The following is a 19,691-nucleotide window of genomic DNA, read 5'->3' as shown; positions in this document are numbered from 1 at the left end:
CGCCCAAAAGCGTGCCGCCCAAAAGCGTGCCGCCCCAAAGCGTGCGGCTCCAACATTTCTACATCGGCCTGACTTTTCAGTGCGCGTCGGAAGACATTGCGTGATCGTGCAATTGGTCGGCGTTGAACCAGGCCTCGAATCCGCTTGAGAGAGAGCCGTAGTCCTTGCCGTTGAATTTCAGGATTTCCACGTAAGGCTTTACGTTGACGATGGTGGTTTTTCCGTCTTCGCCGGCGATTTCGTAGTGCGACACGGCCGTAACGATGATGTCGTTGAACTTATTCGTGCTGCTCTTGCTGATACTCAGGTACAGCTTGGCGTATTTGTTTATGACTGTTCGCGCTGAACTGCATACGCCCTCTATATTTCGCCAGTATTCGGTGTCGATGCTGAGGATGGGGCGCAATTTCGCTGGTTCATGGATGTAAAGGGTCAGCGAGTTGTTTTGAGAGGCATCATTGCAATGTGGAGGCGGGCTATTGAAAAGCCTTACGCCAAAGGCCCTGGTGTTTGATGCGAGGATGTAGGGAGCCGTGTCGATGACAAGGTCGCCGAGTCCAAAGCCGTCATCTTCTTCATACTCATCCTCGTACGAGGCTATGACGGTGGATCGATCGAGCACGGCAACATGCCCGGTATAGCTCTTGAACTTGTCGGAGTCGCTTCCCGCGTCGACATGGGCTGAGACCGCAATGGTGAGCTGCGGATCTCCCGGAAACGCTTTGGCGTGACACAGGGCCAGGTCCTCGGGCTTTCGCTTGAAGTAGGTGTTGAGTTTGCTGGAGACGTCTGCACTGCAGTTCTGATCCTCGGCAGCGTGGCAGTTCCATGCCAGCAAGGACAGTGCAAGCAAGATCGAGGCTCTGGCTAAGCGGATTTTCATTTGCATTTTCCTGCGCGATTCAGTGCGCACAACTTGCCGTCTGCTTGCAACCATAAATACTCATCACCGGCGGGCCAATGCGCCTTGAGGACCGGTCCGTACGTGTAGAGATGGCCCGTGATTCTAACCGTCGTTCTCTGCGCTTCCTCGAGGTCCAGGGTGAAACCGCCATCCGGCAGGAATCGATAGGTCCCGCCGATATCGCCGAGGTACTCTGCCTTTACCTGAAGCGATGCCTGGCCATGCCAGGCAGTCAGCGGCTTGAAGTCGGACGGCTGAGCCAGCGCGTCGCGCGGTAGCCAGTTGAGATGCGCCTCGTCGCCAAAATGTTGTACCAGGATCGCATCCGGTTTGCGCACCACCATCTGTACCTGCATGGAGGGCAAAAAGGGAATGGCAGCGGCCTTGGTGGATGCCGCTGTCGCAGGAGTAGCCTTTACGACAATGGCAGGGGGAAGCCAGCAAGCCCCGCAGGATAGCGCAAGCTGCACTATATCCGTGTTGTATTGCTTGCCGTCGTAATGCAGGACATAGTGCAGAGGCGACAATTCCTTCGGATTTCTTTCATCATTCTCGGCCCGCTTATCGTCCCGCGAGAAGGTTGCAGTGACCAGCAGGTCGCGATACCCGTGCGATGAGGTCGGCGCCATCGCCAAAGACAAAGTGGTGTCGCCGATGACGGTCGGCGCATCGGGATCGGCGTCACTATTGCAGCGATCCTGGCCTCGCCGGATGAACTCCCAATACGACATGTACATCGCGTTCAATACAGGCCGTATCCGCCTCCCTTCGCGTACATACAAATTACGCGATGGACCCACGCCACCGTCTCCGCAATTGGGTGAGTAACCGCCGAGCTGGTCCACGGCAAAGGCCCGCACGCCTTCCGTCAAGGCGTAGTTGGCCGTGTCGATCCAAAGGCTTCCCGTTCGGACCGACATCATCGGATCTTCGCCGATCTCGCCTTGGTAGTCGGCCAATACCCGTTGATGCCCATTGTCCAGGAGGATGATGCCCAGCGCCTTGCTATCTTGCTTGCCGGCATCGTAGGCGACCGCAACGATCGTCTGACCTCGCGCCGCAGGATTGGCTTTGCAGGCAGCGGCTACCAGGATGGAATCCCTGGGTTCTCCATCGTCGGACTTCCATTCGAGCGTGAGCAAGTTGAGGAATTCGGCCACGGCGTCGATTTCGGACGGCTTGCAAAGCTGCGCCGTCTGCGCGCCAGCTTCCATCGGTTCCTGCGGAGAGCTTGCCATGCATGCCCAGGGCAAACCCAAGCAAAACCACAAAGCGAGCCTTGTTCTCATCCCAAGCCCCGAGGCATCCATTAAGCCGGTTATCGTTGTTCGACAGGATCAGTCGACACAGGGCAGGTGCAGCCGTTTCCCCAGTCGCGCCAATTTGGCCGACGATTATGGCAAAGCCGCGAAGCGGCGGGCGCTTTGTCGGGCGATGGCCTACCCGGTTACCGATGCATTCCCCGTCTCAAGGTGCCCGGTGTAACGACGTATCCAACTGGAATCGTTACCGAGGGTGAGGGTGAAATCGTACCAGCCATCGGTTTTTGCCACGGCGGCGAAGTAGGTATCGACCGTGGCGCCGGCAGCGACGTCGTAGGTCCAGGGACCTTCGCTGGTGTAGTTGTTGGCGCTGAGGGTGAAGGTGGCCGATTCACTGCCGGCATTGCTCAGTGCGAAGTAGATCGCCAGCTGGCCGGAGACAGGATCGATGGCATAGGACGAGGTGACGCTGCAGTTCCGGCCCGCGTTGTTGAGATCACCGGCAAAGCGGCGCAGAAAGCGGTTGGGACCGACCACGGTCAGGTCATAGCTGCCACTGCCGTAGCCGCTGCCAACATTGAAGTAATCGCTGACCGCACCGTTGCTGCCGTTGCCATACGCATCGACCGTGTATTGCCACGGACCTCCGCTGCGGTGGGCGTTGGCGTAAATCGCCAGTGGCACCGCGCGGGTGGCGACGGGGCCGACATTGAGCATCTGTATCCAGACCAGGATCTGGCCGTTCGCCCCGTACTGGACCGAAGAAATATTGGCATCCGGCTGGTAGGGCAGGGCGCGCGCGGTACGCGTGCCTGGCTCCTGTGCTGGAAGACTGTTGGGCGCATTGCCGTTGCCGGGATTCGGCAGCGGATCACACGTGCCGGTGCGATTGATGACCGTATTGGTGGCGGGCAAATTGCTCGGCAGGCCCAAGATTGGATTGTTGAAATCGAAGGCGCCGGCGAGGTCGCCGCTGACCTGGCGCCGCCACGCGCTGATCGACGGGCAGATCGCCGGCGTGCCCAGTGCGCTCGTCCAGGTTTCCAGGAAGCGGATCACCGAGGTGTGGTCGTAGATCTGTGAATCGACGACACCTCCGCGTGTCCACGGCGAACAGATGATCATCGGCACGCGAAAGCCCATGCCGATCGGTTGCGTCTGGCCATTCACGCTGATGAACTCGCCGGCCGTACCGCCAGGCGGAACCGGTGGCGGCACGTGATCGAAGAAGCCGTCGTTCTCGTCGTAATTGAGGATGAGCACGGTGGAGTTGAACGTATCCTCGTCGGCCGCCAGCGCTTGCAGCACCAGGCTGAGGAAATGCGCACCATTGTCCGGCGGTGCGTCGGGGTGCTCGGAGTAGTCCTGGCTGGCCACGATCCAGCTCACCTGCGGCAGAGTGCCGTTGAGCACGTCGTTGCGGATGGCCAGGGCGATGTCATCGGGCGTGGAACCGGTAGTGTTCGGCACTGACGCCATGCCTTGCTGATACAGCGGGCTGGACGTGGGCGCGTTGGCGAACTGGTTGAAATAGGCCAGGCCGTTGTCGCCGAAATTGTCGGCGGAGTTCTGGTACAGCTTCCAGCTCACGCCGGCAGCCTCAAGTTCCTCGGCATAGGTCTCCCAGCTGAGGCCGGATTCGGAACCGCCGTTGTACGCAGGGCCGCCGTTCTTCCCGGACGGATCGATCATGCCGCTCCACAGGTAAGTGCGATTGGGGCCGGTGGCGCTGAGGATGGAACAGAAATAATGATCGCAGACGGTGTACGCGTCGGCGAGGGCGTAGTGGAACGGAATGTCCTGACGCGTAAGATAACCGAGCGTGCGTACCGTGCCCTTGGCGGCTACCCACGAATCCATCTTGCCGTTGTTCCAGGCCCCATGCTGGGTCGACCACGAATGATCGAGGCTGCCATCGCATTGAGTGACCACTTCGCTGCTTTGCCCGAATAGGGGCGAAGTAGTGTTGAAGGCCCAGGGGTATTGGCGCGACAGCAGGTTTGGTTGATTGAATACTGAATAGCCGCCGGAAAGCGTGATGCCGGCCCTGTCGCCAAAGCCGCGCACACCCTGCAGGGTGCCGAAATAATGGTCGAAGCTGCGATTCTCCTGCATGAGAATCACCACGTGCCGGATGTCGGTGATGCTGCCCGTACTGGCGGTGGAGGCGGCCCGCGCCGGCTTGATGGTGCCGCCCAGTGTGTATCCGGTAACGCCAAGGGCAGCAGCCTTGATCGACAACGCAAGAAACTTACGGCGATTCATCTCGACCATGGGAGCCTCGCGCCTGCGTCCGAGTTGTTCGATCAACGATAAGCGTTCCGTATGCCGGTTTTGTGACGCGGGTGCGACGTGTGTAACGGCGTGTACAACGGCATTGCTTTTCACGGCTCTTGCACGCCAGTTGTGGTGCAAGCGATGTTGTGCAGCTTCAACTCAGGGTTCGTCTGTAGGTGAATGGGAACGCTTCGCAAATCCCGTCGATGCTGAACGAGGGCGGCAAAAAGGCGCTGAAAACGTATCAGTTGCCGGCAGCCGGACGAAGTTCTAAAGTCCGCCCCAAGCGCCGGTTCGATGTTTTCCTTCGCAAAGAGGTGAGGGCATGGACATTTCCGATCTGCTGGCCCGCATGGCGACCGAGCATGCGTCCGACCTTTACCTGAGCCATGGCGCGCCACCTGCGCTGGTTGTTGCGGGCATGTCGCGCTATATCGGCGACAAGGTGCTCTCGCCGGTGGATACCCATGCGATTGCGTATTCGCTAATGAGCGACCGCCAGCAGAAGGATTTCGAGTCCACCCTCGAGATGAACCTCGGTATCGCGCCGGCAGGCATCGGCCGGTTTAGGGTCAACATCTATCGGCAGCGTGGCGAAGTCGCGATTGCGATTCGCTACATCACCACGGACATTCCGGACATCGATAGCTTGCGCCTGCCGTCGAAACTGCGCGACCTGGTGATGTTGCCGCGTGGACTGGTGCTGGTGGTGGGAGCCACCGGCTCGGGAAAATCGACGACGTTGGCTTCGATGATCGACTATCGCAACCGTAATCGTAGCGGGCATATCCTCACTGTCGAAGACCCGATTGAATACTTGCATCAGCATCGGCTATCGATCGTCGACCAGCGCGAGGTCGGCATCGACACCCTGAGCTATCCCGATGCGCTGCGCAATGCCATGCGCGAGGCGCCCCATGTCATCATGATCGGCGAAATCCGCGACCGGGAAACCATGCAGCAGGCCATCTCCTATGCCGAGACCGGCCATTTATGCCTTTCGACGCTGCATGCCAACAATGCCAACCAGACGCTCGACCGCATTCTCAATTTCTTTCCCGATACCGCACGGCATCAGTTGCTGATCGATCTGTCCCTCAATCTCAAGGCAGTCGTCTCGCAACGTCTGCTGCATGCTGTTGATGGCACCCGCGTGCCGGCGGTGGAACTGCTGTTGACCACCGCCTACATTTCCGAGCTGATCGAAAAGGGCGAGATTGCGACCATCCGCGATGCCATGAGGCAGAACAGCGAGGTCGGCATGCAAACTTTCGATCAGGCTCTGTACGCGCTTTATGCTGCCGGTACGATCGATTACGCGGAGGCACTGGAGCATGCGGACTCGCGCACCGATCTGGCCTTGCAGGTCCGCCTGCAGGGGCCGGCGCCACGTGGAATCGCGCCCAGCGTAGTGGAAGGGATCGACGTGCCGCTGTCCTTGAAGCTGGGCAGGTAGGCCCCGGTTTGCTCAGCGTTTGCGCCTAGGTTTGGCGGAAGCCGCGCCACCGCTCATGGCCTGCGCAAGGATCGCATGCATCAGCCCCGGAAAACGCGCATCGAGATCCGTGAGGCGCAAGCTGTTCTGATGGGTGGTGCCTTCTGCGCGCGTATGTACCAGCCCCGCATCGCGCAAGATGCGGAAGTGGTGGGACATGCTTGACTTGGGGCGATCGCCGTCCAGCTCTCCGCAGGTGGCGGTCTCCACGCGTGCCAGATGCAGGACGATTTCCAGCCGGATCGGATCGCTGAGGGCGTGAAAAATCCGCTCGAGGGTCAGTTGGTCGGCGGCGGGGTGTTTGTACGGACGCATCGGTGGAATGGTAAGGCCTTTGACCTTTCTTTGAAAGTTCGATTATTATCGAACAATAGTACATCAACCCGGAGCCCTCCCCATGCCCGCCCTGTTCGAACCGTTCAAACTCAAGGATGTCACCCTGCGCAATCGCATCGCCGTTCCGCCAATGTGCCAGTACACGGCGCAAGACGGCCTGATCAACGATTGGCACCGTGTGCACCTTGCTGGCCTGGCGCGCGGCGGCGCCGGCCTGGTCATCGTGGAGGCGACCGCGGTGTCGCCTGAAGGCCGCATCACGCCCGGTTGCACCGGATTGTGGACGGATCAGCAGGCGCGGGCTTTCGTACCGGTGGTCGAGGCGATCAAGGCGGCAGGCGCGGTGCCCGGCATCCAGATCGCCCATGCCGGCCGCAAGGCCAGCGCGAATGTGCCGTGGGAGGGCGATGACCATATCGCCGTGGACGATGCGCGTGGCTGGCAGACCATCGCTCCTTCGGCCGTACCCTTCGGCGCCCATCTGTCCAAGCCGCCACAGGCGATGACCCTGCAAGACATCGCTCGCGTGCGCGCGGACTTCGTTGCGGCAGCTCGGCGCGCGCGCGATGCCGGCTTTGAATGGCTGGAATTGCACTTCGCCCATGGCTATCTGGCGCAGAGTTTTTTCTCGGTGCACTCCAACCAGCGTGATGACCTTTATGGCGGCAGCCTTCAGAACCGTAGCCGCTTCCTGCTTGAAACCCTGGCTGCGGTGCGCGAGGTGTGGCCCGAGCATTTGCCGCTCACCGCCCGTTTTGGCGTGATCGAATACGACGGACGCGACAATGAGACGCTGGCCGAATCCATCGAATTGGCCAAGGGCTTCAAGCAGCGAGGATTGGATTTGCTCAGTGTCAGTGTTGGTTTTTCCACGCCCACGGCCAGCATTCCGTGGGCGCCCGCCTTTCTGGCACCGATCGCCGAGCGGGTGCGCCGCGAGGCGGGCCTTCCGGTTGCCTCGGCCTGGGGCATCGGTACTCCTGAATTGGCCGAGCGTGTGCTGCAGGACAGGCAGCTCGACCTGGTGATGGTCGGCCGGGCTCATCTCGCCGATCCGCATTGGACCTACAAAGCTGCTCGCGCCTTGGGTGTCGAGCGCGCGTCGTGGACGCTGCCTGCGTCTTATGCCCATTGGCTGGAGCGCTACGAAGCGGCATGACCCGATCTTCTCCGCATACGCGTCACCGCACTGAACGCGCGTAGGCTGGGTTGCGAAACCCTGCTTTGCCATGCACGCAAGCCACGCGATGCTGGGATTGTCATCCCAGCCTACGTTTCGAGGTGACGCGGCAGCCGCATTGCCCGGTAGAACACATGTGTGATATATTAGAAGTATCTAATATGCGAATATTATTATGCATGCCTGGCTCTTCGCCACCTTGGGTGGTGTTCTGGTTGGCTTGGCCGCCGTCTTGCTGATGGGCTCATTGGGTCGGGTCGCTGGGATCAGCGGCATCGCTGCGGGCCTGGTATCGGGTGTGTCGCCAGGGGATCGCGCGTGGCGCGTCAGTTTTCTTCTCGGCCTGGTCGCGGCGCCGGTGGCTTTGTGGTGGTGGCCGGGAACCCGCGTGGGAGTGCCCCAGGTTGGCTGGCCCTGGATGCTTGCGGCAGGTCTGTTGGTGGGGGTGGGGACCCGGTTGGGCCGTGGCTGCACCAGTGGCCACGGCGTATGCGGGGTGGCGCGCCTTTCGCCACGCTCGATGGTGGCGACCGTGGTGTTCATGCTCACGGCCATGGCCACAGTGTTCGTGGTGCGGCACATTATCGGAGGTCTGCCCGCATGAAGTTCCTGATGGCCGGGTTGGCGGGATTGCTCCTTGGTGTTGGCCTGGTGCTGGGTGGCATGACGCAGCCGGCGGTGGTGCTAGGCTTTCTGGACGTGGCCGGTGCCTGGGACCCGCGCCTGCTGTTCGTGATGCTGGGAGCGATTCCGGTCACGATGCTCGGTTACCGCTGGTCGTGGCGACGGTCCACACCATGGCTGGCCGATGGTTTTCGCCTGCCGGAAACGCGCCGTATCGATGTGCGCCTGGTGGGCGGCGCAGCTATCTTTGGTGTGGGCTGGGGGCTTGCCGGCTATTGCCCGGGGCCGGCCCTGGTGTCGTTGGCAGGCGACATGCTGCCGATAGGGGGCCTGGTTGCCGCGATGGTGCTGGGCTGGCGATTGGCTGATCGTATTTGAAGGAAACCGCGCATGACAGCTCCTGAGGTCAAGGCATTCTTTGACGCATCCAGCAACACCTTCAGTTACGTGGTGTGGGATCCGGCGACGCGCGAAGCGGCAATCATCGATAGCGTGCTCGATTTCGACCCGGCCTCGGGACGCACCGGCCACGTCTCGGCCGATGCCATCGTGGCCTTCGTGCAAGCGATGCGCTTGTCGCTGGTCTGGCTGATCGAAACCCATGTGCATGCCGATCACTTGTCGGCGGCGCCCTACCTGCAAGCCCGATTGGGCGGAAAAGTGGCTATCGGTGAGCACATCGCGGCCGTGCAGGATGTGTTCGGTGAACTGTTCCATGCGGGGGCGGCATTCCGGCGCGATGGCAGCCAATTCGACCATCTGTTCAAGGACGGTGAACATTATCACTTGGGCAGCATCGAGGCCGTCGCCCTTTACACGCCCGGGCATACGCCTGCATGCATGACACACGTGATCGGCGATGCGGCCTTCGTCGGCGATACGCTGTTCATGCCGGACTATGGCTCGGCACGTTGCGATTTCCCCGGCGGCGACGCCGCTGTGTTGTATCGCTCTTCGCGCAAGCTGTTCGAGCTGCCGGACGACACCCGCGTATTCCTGTGTCACGACTACAAGCCGCCGGGCCGCGAAGACTATGGCTACGCGACGACGATGGGCGAGCAGAAGCGGAACAATATCCACCTGCGTCAGGGGGTGAGCGAAGAGGAGTTCGTACGCTTGCGTACTGAGCGGGATGCCAGGCTGGCCGTGCCGCGGCTGCTGCTGCCATCGGTGCAGGTCAACATGTGGGCGGGACACTTGCCGGCGGCCGAGGAGAATGGCATTCGCTATCTCAAGCTGCCGCTGGATGCCCTATGAGCAGGATGCCTGCCGGCACGTCCCGCAAGCGGCAGGCCGGAAGCCTGGATATCCAGGCCATGCAACGCCGCGCTGAGGATGTCGTGGGCATGCTCAAGGCCGTCGGCAACCAGAACCGCTTGCTGCTGCTGTGTCAAATGCTGGACGGCAAACGTTCGGTCAACGACCTCGCCGAGACGCTGGGGGTGGCGCAAAGCGTGGTGTCGCAGCATTTGTCCTTGTTACGGCGCGAGGGCCTCGTCCAGGGGCGTCGTGAAGGGCAGTCGATCTATTACCGCATCAGCGATGAGCGTGTGCATGCGCTGATGGCGGCGTTGCATGAGGTGCTTTGCAAGCGCTGAGTAGCATCGCGCGGGTTGTGTGCATGGCAATGCAGGGTTTTACAACCGAGCCTACGATTACCGGGCGCGCGTATCGATGGTGCGTTCCAGTACCGTTGCGCCATCACCGATCAGGATATGAACCGTGCAATCCATGCATGGATCGAAGCTTTGCACGACACGCTGGATATCGATGCCGGTGAAATCATCCGGACCGCTGTAGCGGCTTTCAACGATGCGCGTGTTGGACAAGGCTTGCTCCAGCGGTCCCGGAGTACGATCCGGCATGCGCGTTCCGACGTTGATGCGCGAAGGGATGGCGATCTGGTAGTTGTCGATCACCTGACTCTCCAGCACGGCCCAATGCGCAAGGAAACCGCGGCTGGCGCCCCACAAGCCGACACCGAGGCACCGCCCGGTTGGTAGATTATCGAGCGATACGCGCGTTCTGGTTTCGCCCGAAGCAATGGCCGCCTCGGCCAGCGCGATATTCTCGCGCGTTACGCCAAGGTTGAACGCAAGGGAGTACGCACGGGCGCGGTTGCGCTCAAAGGTGTTCCATAGTGCAGGGATATTCCAGCGCAAGGCGAGTTCCCGGCCCATTTCATCCGGTAAGCTGAAATCCAGTCCAGCGCCATCGGCCGCAACATGCCTGCTGGGTGGCAGAGCTCGCGCCGCTGCACTCAAGTAGAGGCGCGCATAGGCTCCGACCTCGAAATTGTGGCCGCGCCAGGCAAAGCTTGAGCCCCAGCTATACGCGTGGGGATTGTGCGCTTTGGCGGGTTCGGTCCTCTTGTTCCAGGGATGGAAGCGCGAGATGGGGTTACCGTTCGGATCAGTGCTGATGAAGGCGCGCGGTTCGGCTGCGCGCTGCTGATAGGAGTGGTCCAGATGTTCTTCGATGCCAGCGTTGAGCAGGCTCAGCTCGGTGCAGGCCAGCTGACCATCGATCAGCGCACCTGGCGTTGACCAGCGCTGCGCACCCCAGATGTCGCAGCGTGCGTAGCTGCCGTCGTAGTGATCCGGATGATCCCATTGGCCAAAGTCGAGCATCGAGGCGCGCGCGCGCCCGAGTTCGGCGTAGCGCGGTTCGATCTCCAGCAGGAAGTCGAACACTTCGTCCCAGACCGCGGCGGCCTTTTGGCTATAGGCGGCAAACGGCTGCAACACAGCGCTGAATTCGGCGAGTTTGGCCGCGTCGGCGAGGAGCGCCACCCCGCCAGGAACGATCGATTCCGAGTGCGGGTATTTGCCGCCCAGCAGCGTGTAGGCCTGGCGTGCGCGTGCCGCCATCTGCAGCGCCTCCTGGTACAAGGCGCCAGTTCCTTTGTCGAGCGCGGCCATGAGGTCGCCGATGCGCGTGTAGCCGTGCTGTTGCGCGTGGCGGGACGGTGCCTTTACTGCACGGTTCCAGATTTCCGGATTGGTCCGTTCGAACGCCTGGCGCGAATAGTCTGGTCCGGCCAGTACGAACAGATGCAGGCAGCTGTCGTTGAGGTACTGACAGCTCAAAAGCAGGTTGCGCAACACGATGCCCAGAGGCGGCGGCGCCAGGCCAAGCGCCATCTCCAGGCACAGCGCCGAGGCAGTGGCGTGGACGCCGCCGCAAATGCCGGAGGCGGTCGCGCTGATCAGTCCGACCTTGCTCAAGTCGCGCCCTGGCAGCAGCGCTTCGTAGCCCTTGAACAAGCTGGCCATCGAAGCACTTTCCAGCATCGTGCGGCTGGCAAGATCGACTCGGCAATGCACGGCCAGGCTGCCTTCGAGCCGTGCCAGCGGGTCGGTCTGCGCCGCCGCCGCGGCGAGGTTCGCACGATTGCGTGCACGCAACTCGCGCATCATCGCAGCGCTCAATTCGCCGACCGCGTCCGGGTTCCCCGTCATCGCGCGGGGCTGCGTTTGAAAGTCCATAGGCAAATGCTCCTTCAGCCTGCGAGCGCGGCCGGGGACCGGGGCGGGGCGTCGACGTAGCCGTACCAGGCCGTCTCCAGCGCGTCGCCGTAGACCGCCCGCTTGACCTTGATCCAGATCTGGTTGCCCCAGTCGTGGTGCCAGTACAGCAGCGGGTCGTTGGTAATGTCCTGGCTCGATAGCGCCCAGTGCAACAGGCGCCGGTTCCACAGCCGGTGGTCGTCCTGGCTGATCGCATCCTGCAGCAGCTGGCGTTCGAAGTAGTCGGTGACGCTGGCCTCGGTGTATTCGTCGAAGCGCGAACCCATGTCGAGCCATTGCCCCGTCGAGCGGCTGCGCAGCACGACGTCGATGGATGCCCCGGTGCAGTGTATGGGGAACGTGCGTGCGTCGTTGCGATCAAAGGTGCGCGGGTCCCGCAGGTAGCGCGACGCATATTGGCGCAGGTCTTCGTCGCTCGCCGCGGGGTTCTCCTTGCGCCCAAGTTCCCAGAAAAATCCCCACAGTCCGTGCTGGCATTCGATCGAACGGTAGGCGTCGAGAATCAGCAATTGCGCATCGTACTCGGCAAGCAATCGGTCGGCGCGCGCCAGCTTTTCGGCGAACGTCCTGCGCAGCCAGCCGTCGGTCCTGCTGCCGGCGATTGGCTTGCCATAAGGCGCATTGCTGCCGTCATCGATGGCATGCCAGGACAGGAAGCTGAGGCCGTAGTCGCGCACGTCGACCATTTCCTCGGCAAACAACCCGGAAGAGCGGTCCAGCGGAATCTGGTAGTGCGGCTTGCGGATTTCCGCCAGGTCGACTTGGGGGATACGGTAATTGATGGCGTACATGATCGGATTTGCCTCCGTCTAGTCGCTACCGGCCAGTAGGCGCATTTTTTCGGCGAATAAGGGGATGTCATAGCGCTCCTCGTCCCTCGCCAGGCGATAGATCCGTTCGCGCGCATTCGGTTGCAGTGTGGCGACCAGATAGCGGAACTGATCGGGTTCTGTATTGAACAGACGCGCCAGGCAGCGCGCTGTGTGGCGCGTTGCCGGATCCGACAGCAGGGCTGCATAGCTGTCGAGATCGGCCAGGTCGCTGTTGTTGATACGGTGTTCGATCTCTGGGCAAGCACGTGCCAGCTCATCCTCGATGTGGAAGATATACAGCCAATGACACTCACTGGCACCGGCCGCCGCCAGTTCGAGTTGCATGAAGCGCTGCTGCGTGCCGGTGACGTGAATATCGTTGACGACGATCACCTTGCGCTTGGCGAAGCGCCGCCGGCTTGGGTCCGAAGGCGCCATATCGTGCAGGCGTTGCCGTTCGATGACGCGCTGGGCCAGCGGGCTCAGGCTGTAGTCGTGGGAGAGCCGAAACTCCTCGAGGCTGTGCACGGCGATCTGTTCGAACGACTGTCGCAATGCCACGAGCGACAATGCGACGCCTCGATCGCACAGCATGCTGTGCATGCGCTCCGCCAGCAGATTGGCGCCGGCGGGAAGCCGGTAATAGGCCGGTGCGGTCAACACCCACTCATCGTCCGCCGTGCCTTCCGCAAGCACCTGCGCTGCCAGGTCGCACAGTTTCCCCGCAAAAAAGTCGACATCGGACATGCGTCCGAGCTTCATGCCGGGATAATGCCCGAACAGGTCGCCGTCGTAGTCACGTGGTGGTTCTGCCACACTCGCCAGCACAAGCATTCTCGCCGGAATCTCGTCCTTCAGCGGGTCCATTGCAAGCGGAAACGGGCTTTCCGTCATGCAGGTTCCTTGACCCAAGCGTGGCCAACCGGCCGTTCCCCCCGCGCCATCGGCGGCAGCAACTCGAACGTAAAGCTTTGCTCCAGCGGCGCCACCCAGATCCGCGAGGACAGGTTCACCTTGTACAGCTCGAACAGCTTGTCATCGTCGGCACGGGTTTCGCTGTACACGCGCCGATCGATCAATTCATAGAATTCGCGCGGAACGAAGTCTTCGTCGAGCCTGATGTGGGCGGTGCGGTCGCCGTCGCTGACCCACCACTCGAATTTCATCTCGCTATTGCAGCGATTGACGCAATGGTCGTTCTGCAGCACGGTCAGCGTGCCGCGGTCGGCGCACAGCGTGACGTAGTTCAGTGAGTCGAGCACGCCGGGTCCGGGATGGGCACTGACGACGACCAGGTTGTCGCGCCGCCAAAGGCTTTCTGCCGAAAGCGCGACGGCCGCAACTTGCATGGCGCGATAGCCCACGGCAGTGCCCCACCAGAGCGAGCGCTGATGACGACGCGTGGCTTCCTGGTAGTCCAGCGTCAACACTTCGTCTTGGTCGACAATGCGGGTCAGCAGGCCTTCTGCCGGGATGTACTGCTTGGAAGAGAATGTGTGCATGGGGGAACCTTGGCGGAGAGGGGGGCACGCTTACAAAGGTGCCGGCATCAACAAATGCGCGGCAGCTGTTCACCGATCAGCATGTCAACGATGCGCTTGCCGCCGAAAACGGTCTGCATGTGGACGCGGCCGGCGTGGCCGTCGGCAAGCACCGCACCGATGTCGGCCGCTTCGCGCCCCAGTGGGTGTGCACGCAAGGCTTGCAGCGCAGCAGCTGCTTCAGCTTCCGGCACCACGGCGACCAGCTTGCCTTCGTTGGCCAGGTAGAGCGGGTCGAGGCCCAGTATTTCGCAGAATCCCTTGACCTCCTGGCGAAGCGGCGTGGCAGCCTCGGCGATTTCGATGCCGCACGCCGAGGCTTCGGCGATTTCGTTCAGCACCGACGCAATGCCGCCGCGCGTGGCATCGCGGATGAAGCGCGTTCCCGGTGCAGCTGCAAGCAGCACGGAAATCAAGCCGTGCAAGGCAGCGCAATCGCTCTGGATCGGACTGCTCAGATGCATGTCGCCACGCGCATTCAGCACGGCGGCACCATGATCACCCAGATAGCCGTTGACCAGGATGCGGTCGCCAGGGCGCGCCCGGTTGGCGCCGAGCTGATGGTTCTGGCGAATCACACCGACCCCGGCGGTGTTGATGAATATTTTGTCGCAGCTGCCACGTCCGACGATCTTGGTATCGCCGGTGACGATGCTGACGCCGGCCGCCCTGGCAGTCTCGGCCATGGAGGCAACGATGCGACGCAGTGTTTCCACCTGCATGCCTTCCTCGATGATGACGGCGCACGTTAGGTAAAGCGGCGTGGCACCGCCAACGGCCAAATCATTCACGGTGCCGCAGACGGCCAGCTTGCCGATGTCGCCGCCGGGGAAGAAGATCGGGTCGATGACGTAGGAATCGGTCGTCATGGCCAGGCGGTCGCCAAGGCGCGCCAGCTCGGCCAGCGGAATGCGCGCCTGGTCCTCCAGCGTGTTGAGCGTAGGGTTGCTGAAGGCATCGATGAAGACGTCATCGATCAGCTCGCGCATCGCCTTGCCGCCACCGCCGTGCGCCAGCGTGATGAGCGGACTGGCCAGCTTGCTGCGCCGAATGCGGGAATCTTTCGCGGCGCTACCGGTCAATCCGGCCAAGGATTTTTCCTGCGTGACGTTCATGCGGCGTGTTCTCCTGGCGGGTGTTCGTTGACGAGTCCGCGCGGACCGCCGCCGTACTGGTAATAAGCGGCGCACGCGCCTTCGCTCGACACCATCAACGCACCCAGCGGTGTCTGCGGAGTGCAAGCCTTGCCGTAGACCTTGCATTGCCAGGGCTTGATCACGCCCTTGAGCACTTCGCCGCATTGGCAGGATTTGGGCTCTGCGATGGCGATCGAGGGCAGGGCGAATTTCCGTTCCGCGTCGTAGGCGGCATAGCGCGCGGTGAGCTGCACGCCGGAATGGTCGATCGAGCCGAGGCCGCGCCATTCGAAGTAGGGGCGCAGCTCGAAGACGCGGCCGATCGCCTGGAGTGCCGCGGGGTTGCCATCCTCCGGGACGACGCGGCTGTACTGGTTCTCGATCCGCGCGTCCCCCGCATCGAGTTGCTTCAATACCATCCACAGCGATTGCAGTATGTCCAGAGGCTCGAAGCCTGCTATTACGACGGGGCGCCGGTAGTGCTCGGCGATGAAGCCATAAGGGCGGGTGCCGATCACCATGCTGACGTGGCCGGGACCGAGAAAGCCGTCGACCTGGAAGTCTTCCGAGTCGAGCACCGCCTTGATCGTCGGGATGATGGTGATGTGGTTGCAGAACAGCGAGAAATTGCCGATGCCCGCCGCCTCGGCCTTGAGCACGGTCAAGGCCGTGCTGGGCATGGTGGTTTCGAAGCCGAGTCCGAAGAACACCACCTCTTTGTCGGGATGGCTACGTGCGATCTTGAGCGCGTCCAGCGGTGAATAGACCATGCGCACATCGGCGCCCAGTGACTTCGCCTGCAACAGGCTGCGTTTGGACCCCGGTACGCGCATCGCGTCGCCGAAGGTGGTCATGATGGCGTTTTCGTGTTCGGCGATCGCCACGCAATCGTCGACCCGCCCTATGGGCAGTACGCAGACCGGGCAACCCGGCCCGTGGATCAGCTCCACACTCGGCGGGAGCATGTTCTCGATGCCGTAGCGGAAGATCGAATGCGTGTGGCCGCCGCAAACTTCCATCACGTTGACCGGTCGGCCACGTTGGGCGGCGAGCTTATCGGCGAGCCGCGTGATTTCCTTGATCAGCTTATCCGCCGCCACCGGGTCGCGATACTCATCCACATACTTCATGACTTGGCCCCTGTTGGTTCTTGGGTTTTGCTGCCCGAAAATCCGCGCTCGTCGGCCAGCAGTGTATGCACCAGATCCCACAGCACGTGATAGATGGCGACGTGGCACTCCTGGATGCGGTGGATGCTGTCCGAGTCGACCACCAGGCAATGGTCCAGCTCGGCCTTGGCCATTTCGCCGCCATCGCCGCCGCACAGGCCGATGGTGGCGGCGCCGATTTTTTTGGCCTGGACAAACGCACGCAGTAGGTTGGCCGAATTGCCGCTGGTCGAAACGCCGATCAGCGCGTCCTCCTTGCGCACCAGGCTCGCCACCTGACGCGCATAAACGTGCTGGTAGCCGACGTCATTGGCGATCGCACTCATGACGGTCTTGTCGCAGCTGAGGTCGAAGGCCGGAAGTGCCGGACGGCCGGTCGTCACCGGATGCAGAAACTCGACCGCAATATGCGAGGCGTCCGAGCTCGAACCGCCATTGCCCATCGTGAAGAGCCGGCCCTGGCTTCGATAGATGTCGGCAATGGTGCGCGCACACGCGATCACGGCCTCGTTTTGCGTCGCAAAAAATCGCCCGACTATATCCAGGTGTTGGGCGATTTTTTGCTGCACCGAAATCAGCAGGGCCTGCTGCATGGCGGCGCTATTGGTTTTTTTTGTACCCAAGAATGGATAGAGCGCGTGCAGCTGTTCGATGTTCTCGCCGCCGCTCATGATGCGCCTTCCTGCATGGCGGCCAGCTCTTCCTGGACCTGGCCCAGCTCGGTCAGTACCGCGAGAGTGGCCTGAGCCTCGCTTTCGTCGATCACGCTCATGGCGAAGCCCACGTGGACCAGCACCCAGCGGTCGATCAGCGATTCCAGCGATTCGTAGCCTTGGGCGACGCAGCTCAAGTCCACCGCGCGTTGTATGCCGCCCACGTCGACGATGCCGAGCAGTTGCACGCTATCGCTAATGGCGACGATTTTTCCTGGTATGCCTAGGCACATATGCCTTTCCTCTTCCGGTTATGCATGAACTTGGGGAATCGATGCGGCGATGGACGGCTGTCCGGCAATGCGTGCAGCGGCGACCACGGCTTGTCCGAGTGCGATGCCACCGTCGTTGGCCGGCACGAGCGTATGGGTCAGGCAGCGCATGCCAACGGCGGTGAACGTGTCGACCAAGCCCTCCATCAGCAGTGCGTTCTGCATGCAGCCGCCGGATAGCACCACGTCGCCGAAGCCATGCTTGCGGCGCAAATGCTCGGCCATGTCGGCGATGCCCAGGATCAATCCTGCATGGAAGCGGGCGGCGATGACGGCGGGCGGTACGCCGTGCAGCAGGTCGTCGCAAAGCCGTGGCCAAATGCTGCCTGGATCGAGCACGAGCGGTACGGCATCGGCCACGATAGCCAGGCGGTAGGCCTCGCCACCATGCTCCATGCCGAGCGCGAGGCAGCTTTGCAGCGTAGGGCGGTCGGCCAGCATTTCCAGCGCGATGGCGGCTTGCCCTTCGAACTGCGCCTGCTCAGTGTGCAGGCCGAGCGCGCCGGCGACGGCGTCGAACAGGCGGCCGGCGGAACTGGCCATTGGGCAGTTCACGCGCTCACACAACATGGTGCGCAATGTCGGGATGGGTTGGGCCAACAGCATTCGGCCTATGCCCGTATCGCCGTAGCGCGTAGCGAAATCCTCCCACTCCATGCAGGCAAGCAGTTGGGCCAGGGTGTTGCGCCATGGCTGCCGGACCGCTTGTCCGCCGCCAGGCATGGCCACCGGCTTCAGGCAAGCCAGCCGGCGGTAGCCCGCGTAGTCGGCCAGCAGGAATTCGCCGCCCCACAGGCTACCGCCGTCGCCCATGCCCAGCCCGTCGAAGGCGATGCCCAGCACCGGGCGATGCGTTCTGGCCAGACCGTTTTCCGCCATGGCGCAGGCAATGTGCGCGTGATGGTGCTGTACCGCGATAACGGAAGCAGGGGACTCGCGGCGCGCCAGCTTGCTGCTCAGGTATTCGGGGTGCAGGTCGACGGCGTAATGGCGCGGAGTGAACTCGAACAATCGGCGGTAGAGGCTGAGATTGCGCTCGTAGTCTTCGTAGGTGTTGACCTCTTCCAGGTCGCCTTGGTGTTGCGACAGGATGGCTGCGCCCTGTTTCACCAGGCAGAACGTGGACTTGAGCTCGGCGCCGTAAGCGAGGATGCCATCGGCACGCTCGAAACCCGCGGGCAGCGTGATCGAGCGCGGCGCATAACCGCGCGCGCGCCGCAGTAGCCGAGCTTGGCCGGCGACGACGCGCACGACCGAATCGTCCATGCGGTTGGCGATGTCGCGATTGTGGGTGGCGATCAGGTCGGCGATGCAGCCCAATTTGAGCAGGGCTTCGGCGTTGTCGATCAGTTGCGGTTCGCCGGACAGGTTCCCGCTCGTCATGACCAGCGGCCGGCCGAACTGGCGGCACAGCAGGTAGTGCAGCGGCGTATAGGGCAACATGAACCCGAGCAGGCGGCTGTTCGGCGCAATGGCGTCCGCAAGCGCCGGGCGGTCGGGCGCCGGCTCGTTGCGTGCCTCGAGCAGAACGATCGGCGCGGCGGGGCTTCCCAGCAGTTGCTCTTCAAGCGGGGAGATATCGCAATAGCGGCGTATCGCGGCCAGGTCCGCAGCCATCAGGGCGAAAGGCTTGGCTTCGCGTGCCTTGCGCCGGCGTAGCGTGGCGACCGCCGCGTGCTGGGTGGCGTCGCAGCACAAATGGAATCCGCCGAGACCCTTCAAAGCCACGATCTTGCCCGCGGCCAGTGCACGGCACAGGTGCTCCAGCTGGCGCGCCATCGTCGCACGCGCATTGCCGTCTGCGCCGAAGCGTAGCGCTGCTCCATCCTCGTGCAGCGTCAAAGTTGGACCGCAAGTGTGGCAAGCGATCGGTTGCGCATGGAAGCGCCGATCCAGCGGATCGCCGTATTCCCGCGCGCACGCGGGGCACATCGCGAAAGCTGCCATCGTGGTGGCCGCACGATCGTAGGGAATGCCCAGCACGATGGACAGCCGCGGTCCGCAATGGGTGCAGTTGGTAAAGGGATAGAGATAGCGCCGCTGCTGCGGATCGCTGATCTCGTCGAGGCAGCTTTGGCAGACTGCGGCATCGGCGGCCACTTCGGTGCGGCCCGCAGCGTGGCGCGAATCGGAGATGCGAAAGCCGCGGTATTCGCGGAAGTCGGCACGCTCGGTCGCGGCAATCGAATCGATCTTCGCCAGCGGCGGCGCTTCGCCGGGCAGTCGGCGCATGAAGTCACGTACATCATCCGGAGCGCCGGCCAGCCGGATCAGTACGCCTTCGCTGTCGTTCAGGACTTCGCCGTCAAGTCCGCAGGCGAGGGCCAGCCGATATACCGTAGGGCGAAACCCCACGCCCTGTACTGTACCGGTGACCCGCACTTCGAGGTGTTGCCACACAGTCGACATGTGCCGTTCCCAACGTGGATGCACAGGTCCG

19 protein-coding genes are annotated in these 19,691 nt (G+C 62.3%); 6 read left to right on the top strand and 13 right to left on the bottom strand.

All coding sequences use genetic code 11. From position 1 onward, the window contains the following. Positions 1-76: 76 nt before the first annotated feature. From EKH80_RS07240 to EKH80_RS07230, 3 genes are all read right to left on the bottom strand, one after another. A complete protein-coding gene (locus EKH80_RS07240; RefSeq protein WP_126684056.1) occupies positions 77-889 on the bottom strand; it encodes a PA3715 family protein in 813 nt (270 codons plus the stop codon). After that, positions 880-2,142 carry a PA3715 family protein gene (locus EKH80_RS07235; RefSeq protein ID WP_126684055.1) on the bottom strand — a complete coding sequence of 421 codons (1,263 nt, stop codon included), beginning with the start codon at positions 2,140-2,142 and terminating at the stop codon, positions 880-882. Before EKH80_RS07235 ends, EKH80_RS07240 begins: the two co-directional genes overlap by 10 nt. A 201-nt stretch (positions 2,143-2,343) precedes the next feature. Next, positions 2,344-4,440, bottom strand: coding sequence for a phosphocholine-specific phospholipase C (locus EKH80_RS07230; RefSeq protein WP_126684054.1), 2,097 nt, complete (start codon positions 4,438-4,440; stop codon positions 2,344-2,346). A gap of 328 nt (positions 4,441-4,768) precedes the next feature. Here EKH80_RS07230 and EKH80_RS07225 point away from each other — a divergent pair, with 328 nt between their 5' ends. Then, positions 4,769-5,899, top strand: coding sequence for a PilT/PilU family type 4a pilus ATPase (locus EKH80_RS07225; RefSeq protein ID WP_126684053.1), 1,131 nt, complete (start codon positions 4,769-4,771; stop codon positions 5,897-5,899). 12 nt (positions 5,900-5,911) lie between these two features. On the opposite strand, the gene EKH80_RS07220 is transcribed toward EKH80_RS07225, so the two are convergent. Next, positions 5,912-6,253 carry an ArsR/SmtB family transcription factor gene (locus EKH80_RS07220; protein WP_126684052.1) on the bottom strand — a complete coding sequence of 114 codons (342 nt, stop codon included), beginning with the start codon at positions 6,251-6,253 and terminating at the stop codon, positions 5,912-5,914. An 82-nt stretch (positions 6,254-6,335) separates the two neighbouring features. Here EKH80_RS07220 and EKH80_RS07215 point away from each other — a divergent pair, with 82 nt between their 5' ends. The 5 genes from EKH80_RS07215 (at position 6,336) to EKH80_RS07195 (ending at position 9,676) form a co-directional block, all read left to right on the top strand. Beyond that, a complete protein-coding gene (locus EKH80_RS07215) occupies positions 6,336-7,433 on the top strand; it encodes an NADH:flavin oxidoreductase/NADH oxidase (protein WP_126684051.1) in 1,098 nt (365 codons plus the stop codon). A 196-nt stretch (positions 7,434-7,629) separates the two neighbouring features. Continuing rightward, positions 7,630-8,058 carry a YeeE/YedE family protein gene (locus EKH80_RS07210; RefSeq protein ID WP_126684050.1) on the top strand — a complete coding sequence of 143 codons (429 nt, stop codon included), beginning with the start codon at positions 7,630-7,632 and terminating at the stop codon, positions 8,056-8,058. Beyond that, positions 8,055-8,456, top strand: coding sequence for a DUF6691 family protein (locus EKH80_RS07205; protein WP_126684049.1), 402 nt, complete (start codon positions 8,055-8,057; stop codon positions 8,454-8,456). Before EKH80_RS07210 ends, EKH80_RS07205 begins: the two co-directional genes overlap by 4 nt. 12 nt (positions 8,457-8,468) lie before the next feature. Beyond that, the gene (locus tag EKH80_RS07200) at positions 8,469-9,335 is read left to right on the top strand and encodes an MBL fold metallo-hydrolase (protein WP_126684048.1); all 867 of its coding nucleotides are present in this window, start codon (positions 8,469-8,471) and stop codon (positions 9,333-9,335) included. Next, positions 9,332-9,676, top strand: coding sequence for an ArsR/SmtB family transcription factor (locus EKH80_RS07195; protein ID WP_230473478.1), 345 nt, complete (start codon positions 9,332-9,334; stop codon positions 9,674-9,676). Before EKH80_RS07200 ends, EKH80_RS07195 begins: the two co-directional genes overlap by 4 nt. Before the next feature lie 57 nt (positions 9,677-9,733). Here EKH80_RS07195 and EKH80_RS07190 read toward each other — a convergent pair whose 3' ends face one another. The 9 genes from EKH80_RS07190 to hypF are packed head-to-tail and all read right to left on the bottom strand — an operon-like array spanning position 9,734 to position 19,660. Next, entirely contained in the window at positions 9,734-11,566 is a 1,833-nt protein-coding gene (locus EKH80_RS07190; protein ID WP_126684047.1) for a nickel-dependent hydrogenase large subunit, read from the bottom strand. Positions 11,567-11,580: 14 nt separating this feature from the next. After that, positions 11,581-12,399: a M15 family metallopeptidase gene (locus EKH80_RS07185; protein ID WP_126684046.1), complete on the bottom strand. Its 819-nt coding sequence runs from the start codon at positions 12,397-12,399 to the stop codon at positions 11,581-11,583. Between the two features lie 18 nt (positions 12,400-12,417). Next, the gene (locus tag EKH80_RS07180; RefSeq protein WP_126684045.1) at positions 12,418-13,314 is read right to left on the bottom strand and encodes a hypothetical protein; all 897 of its coding nucleotides are present in this window, start codon (positions 13,312-13,314) and stop codon (positions 12,418-12,420) included. After that, a complete protein-coding gene (locus EKH80_RS07175) occupies positions 13,311-13,922 on the bottom strand; it encodes a hypothetical protein (RefSeq protein ID WP_126684044.1) in 612 nt (203 codons plus the stop codon). The genes EKH80_RS07180 and EKH80_RS07175 overlap by 4 nt, the downstream gene beginning before the upstream one ends. A gap of 47 nt (positions 13,923-13,969) precedes the next feature. After that, positions 13,970-15,076 carry a hydrogenase expression/formation protein HypE gene (gene hypE / locus EKH80_RS07170; protein ID WP_126684043.1) on the bottom strand — a complete coding sequence of 369 codons (1,107 nt, stop codon included), beginning with the start codon at positions 15,074-15,076 and terminating at the stop codon, positions 13,970-13,972. Beyond that, a complete protein-coding gene (gene hypD / locus EKH80_RS07165) occupies positions 15,073-16,227 on the bottom strand; it encodes a hydrogenase formation protein HypD (protein WP_126684042.1) in 1,155 nt (384 codons plus the stop codon). The genes hypE and hypD overlap by 4 nt, the downstream gene beginning before the upstream one ends. Further along, positions 16,224-16,937, bottom strand: a complete 714-nt coding sequence (locus EKH80_RS07160; protein ID WP_126684041.1) for a D-sedoheptulose-7-phosphate isomerase — start codon at positions 16,935-16,937, stop codon at positions 16,224-16,226. The genes hypD and EKH80_RS07160 overlap by 4 nt, the downstream gene beginning before the upstream one ends. Continuing rightward, positions 16,934-17,212, bottom strand: a complete 279-nt coding sequence (locus EKH80_RS07155; RefSeq protein WP_126684040.1) for a HypC/HybG/HupF family hydrogenase formation chaperone — start codon at positions 17,210-17,212, stop codon at positions 16,934-16,936. The genes EKH80_RS07160 and EKH80_RS07155 overlap by 4 nt, the downstream gene beginning before the upstream one ends. 18 nt (positions 17,213-17,230) lie before the next feature. Then, entirely contained in the window at positions 17,231-19,660 is a 2,430-nt protein-coding gene (gene hypF / locus EKH80_RS07150; protein ID WP_126684039.1) for a carbamoyltransferase HypF, read from the bottom strand. Between the last annotated feature and the right edge of the window lie 31 nt (positions 19,661-19,691).

This window comes from Dyella choica (assembly GCF_003977665.1).
GTDB classification, from domain to species: domain Bacteria; phylum Pseudomonadota; class Gammaproteobacteria; order Xanthomonadales; family Rhodanobacteraceae; genus Dyella_B; species Dyella_B choica.
The sequence above is the reverse complement of the archived record's forward strand: the minus strand, read 5'-3'. Positions and strand labels throughout refer to the sequence as shown.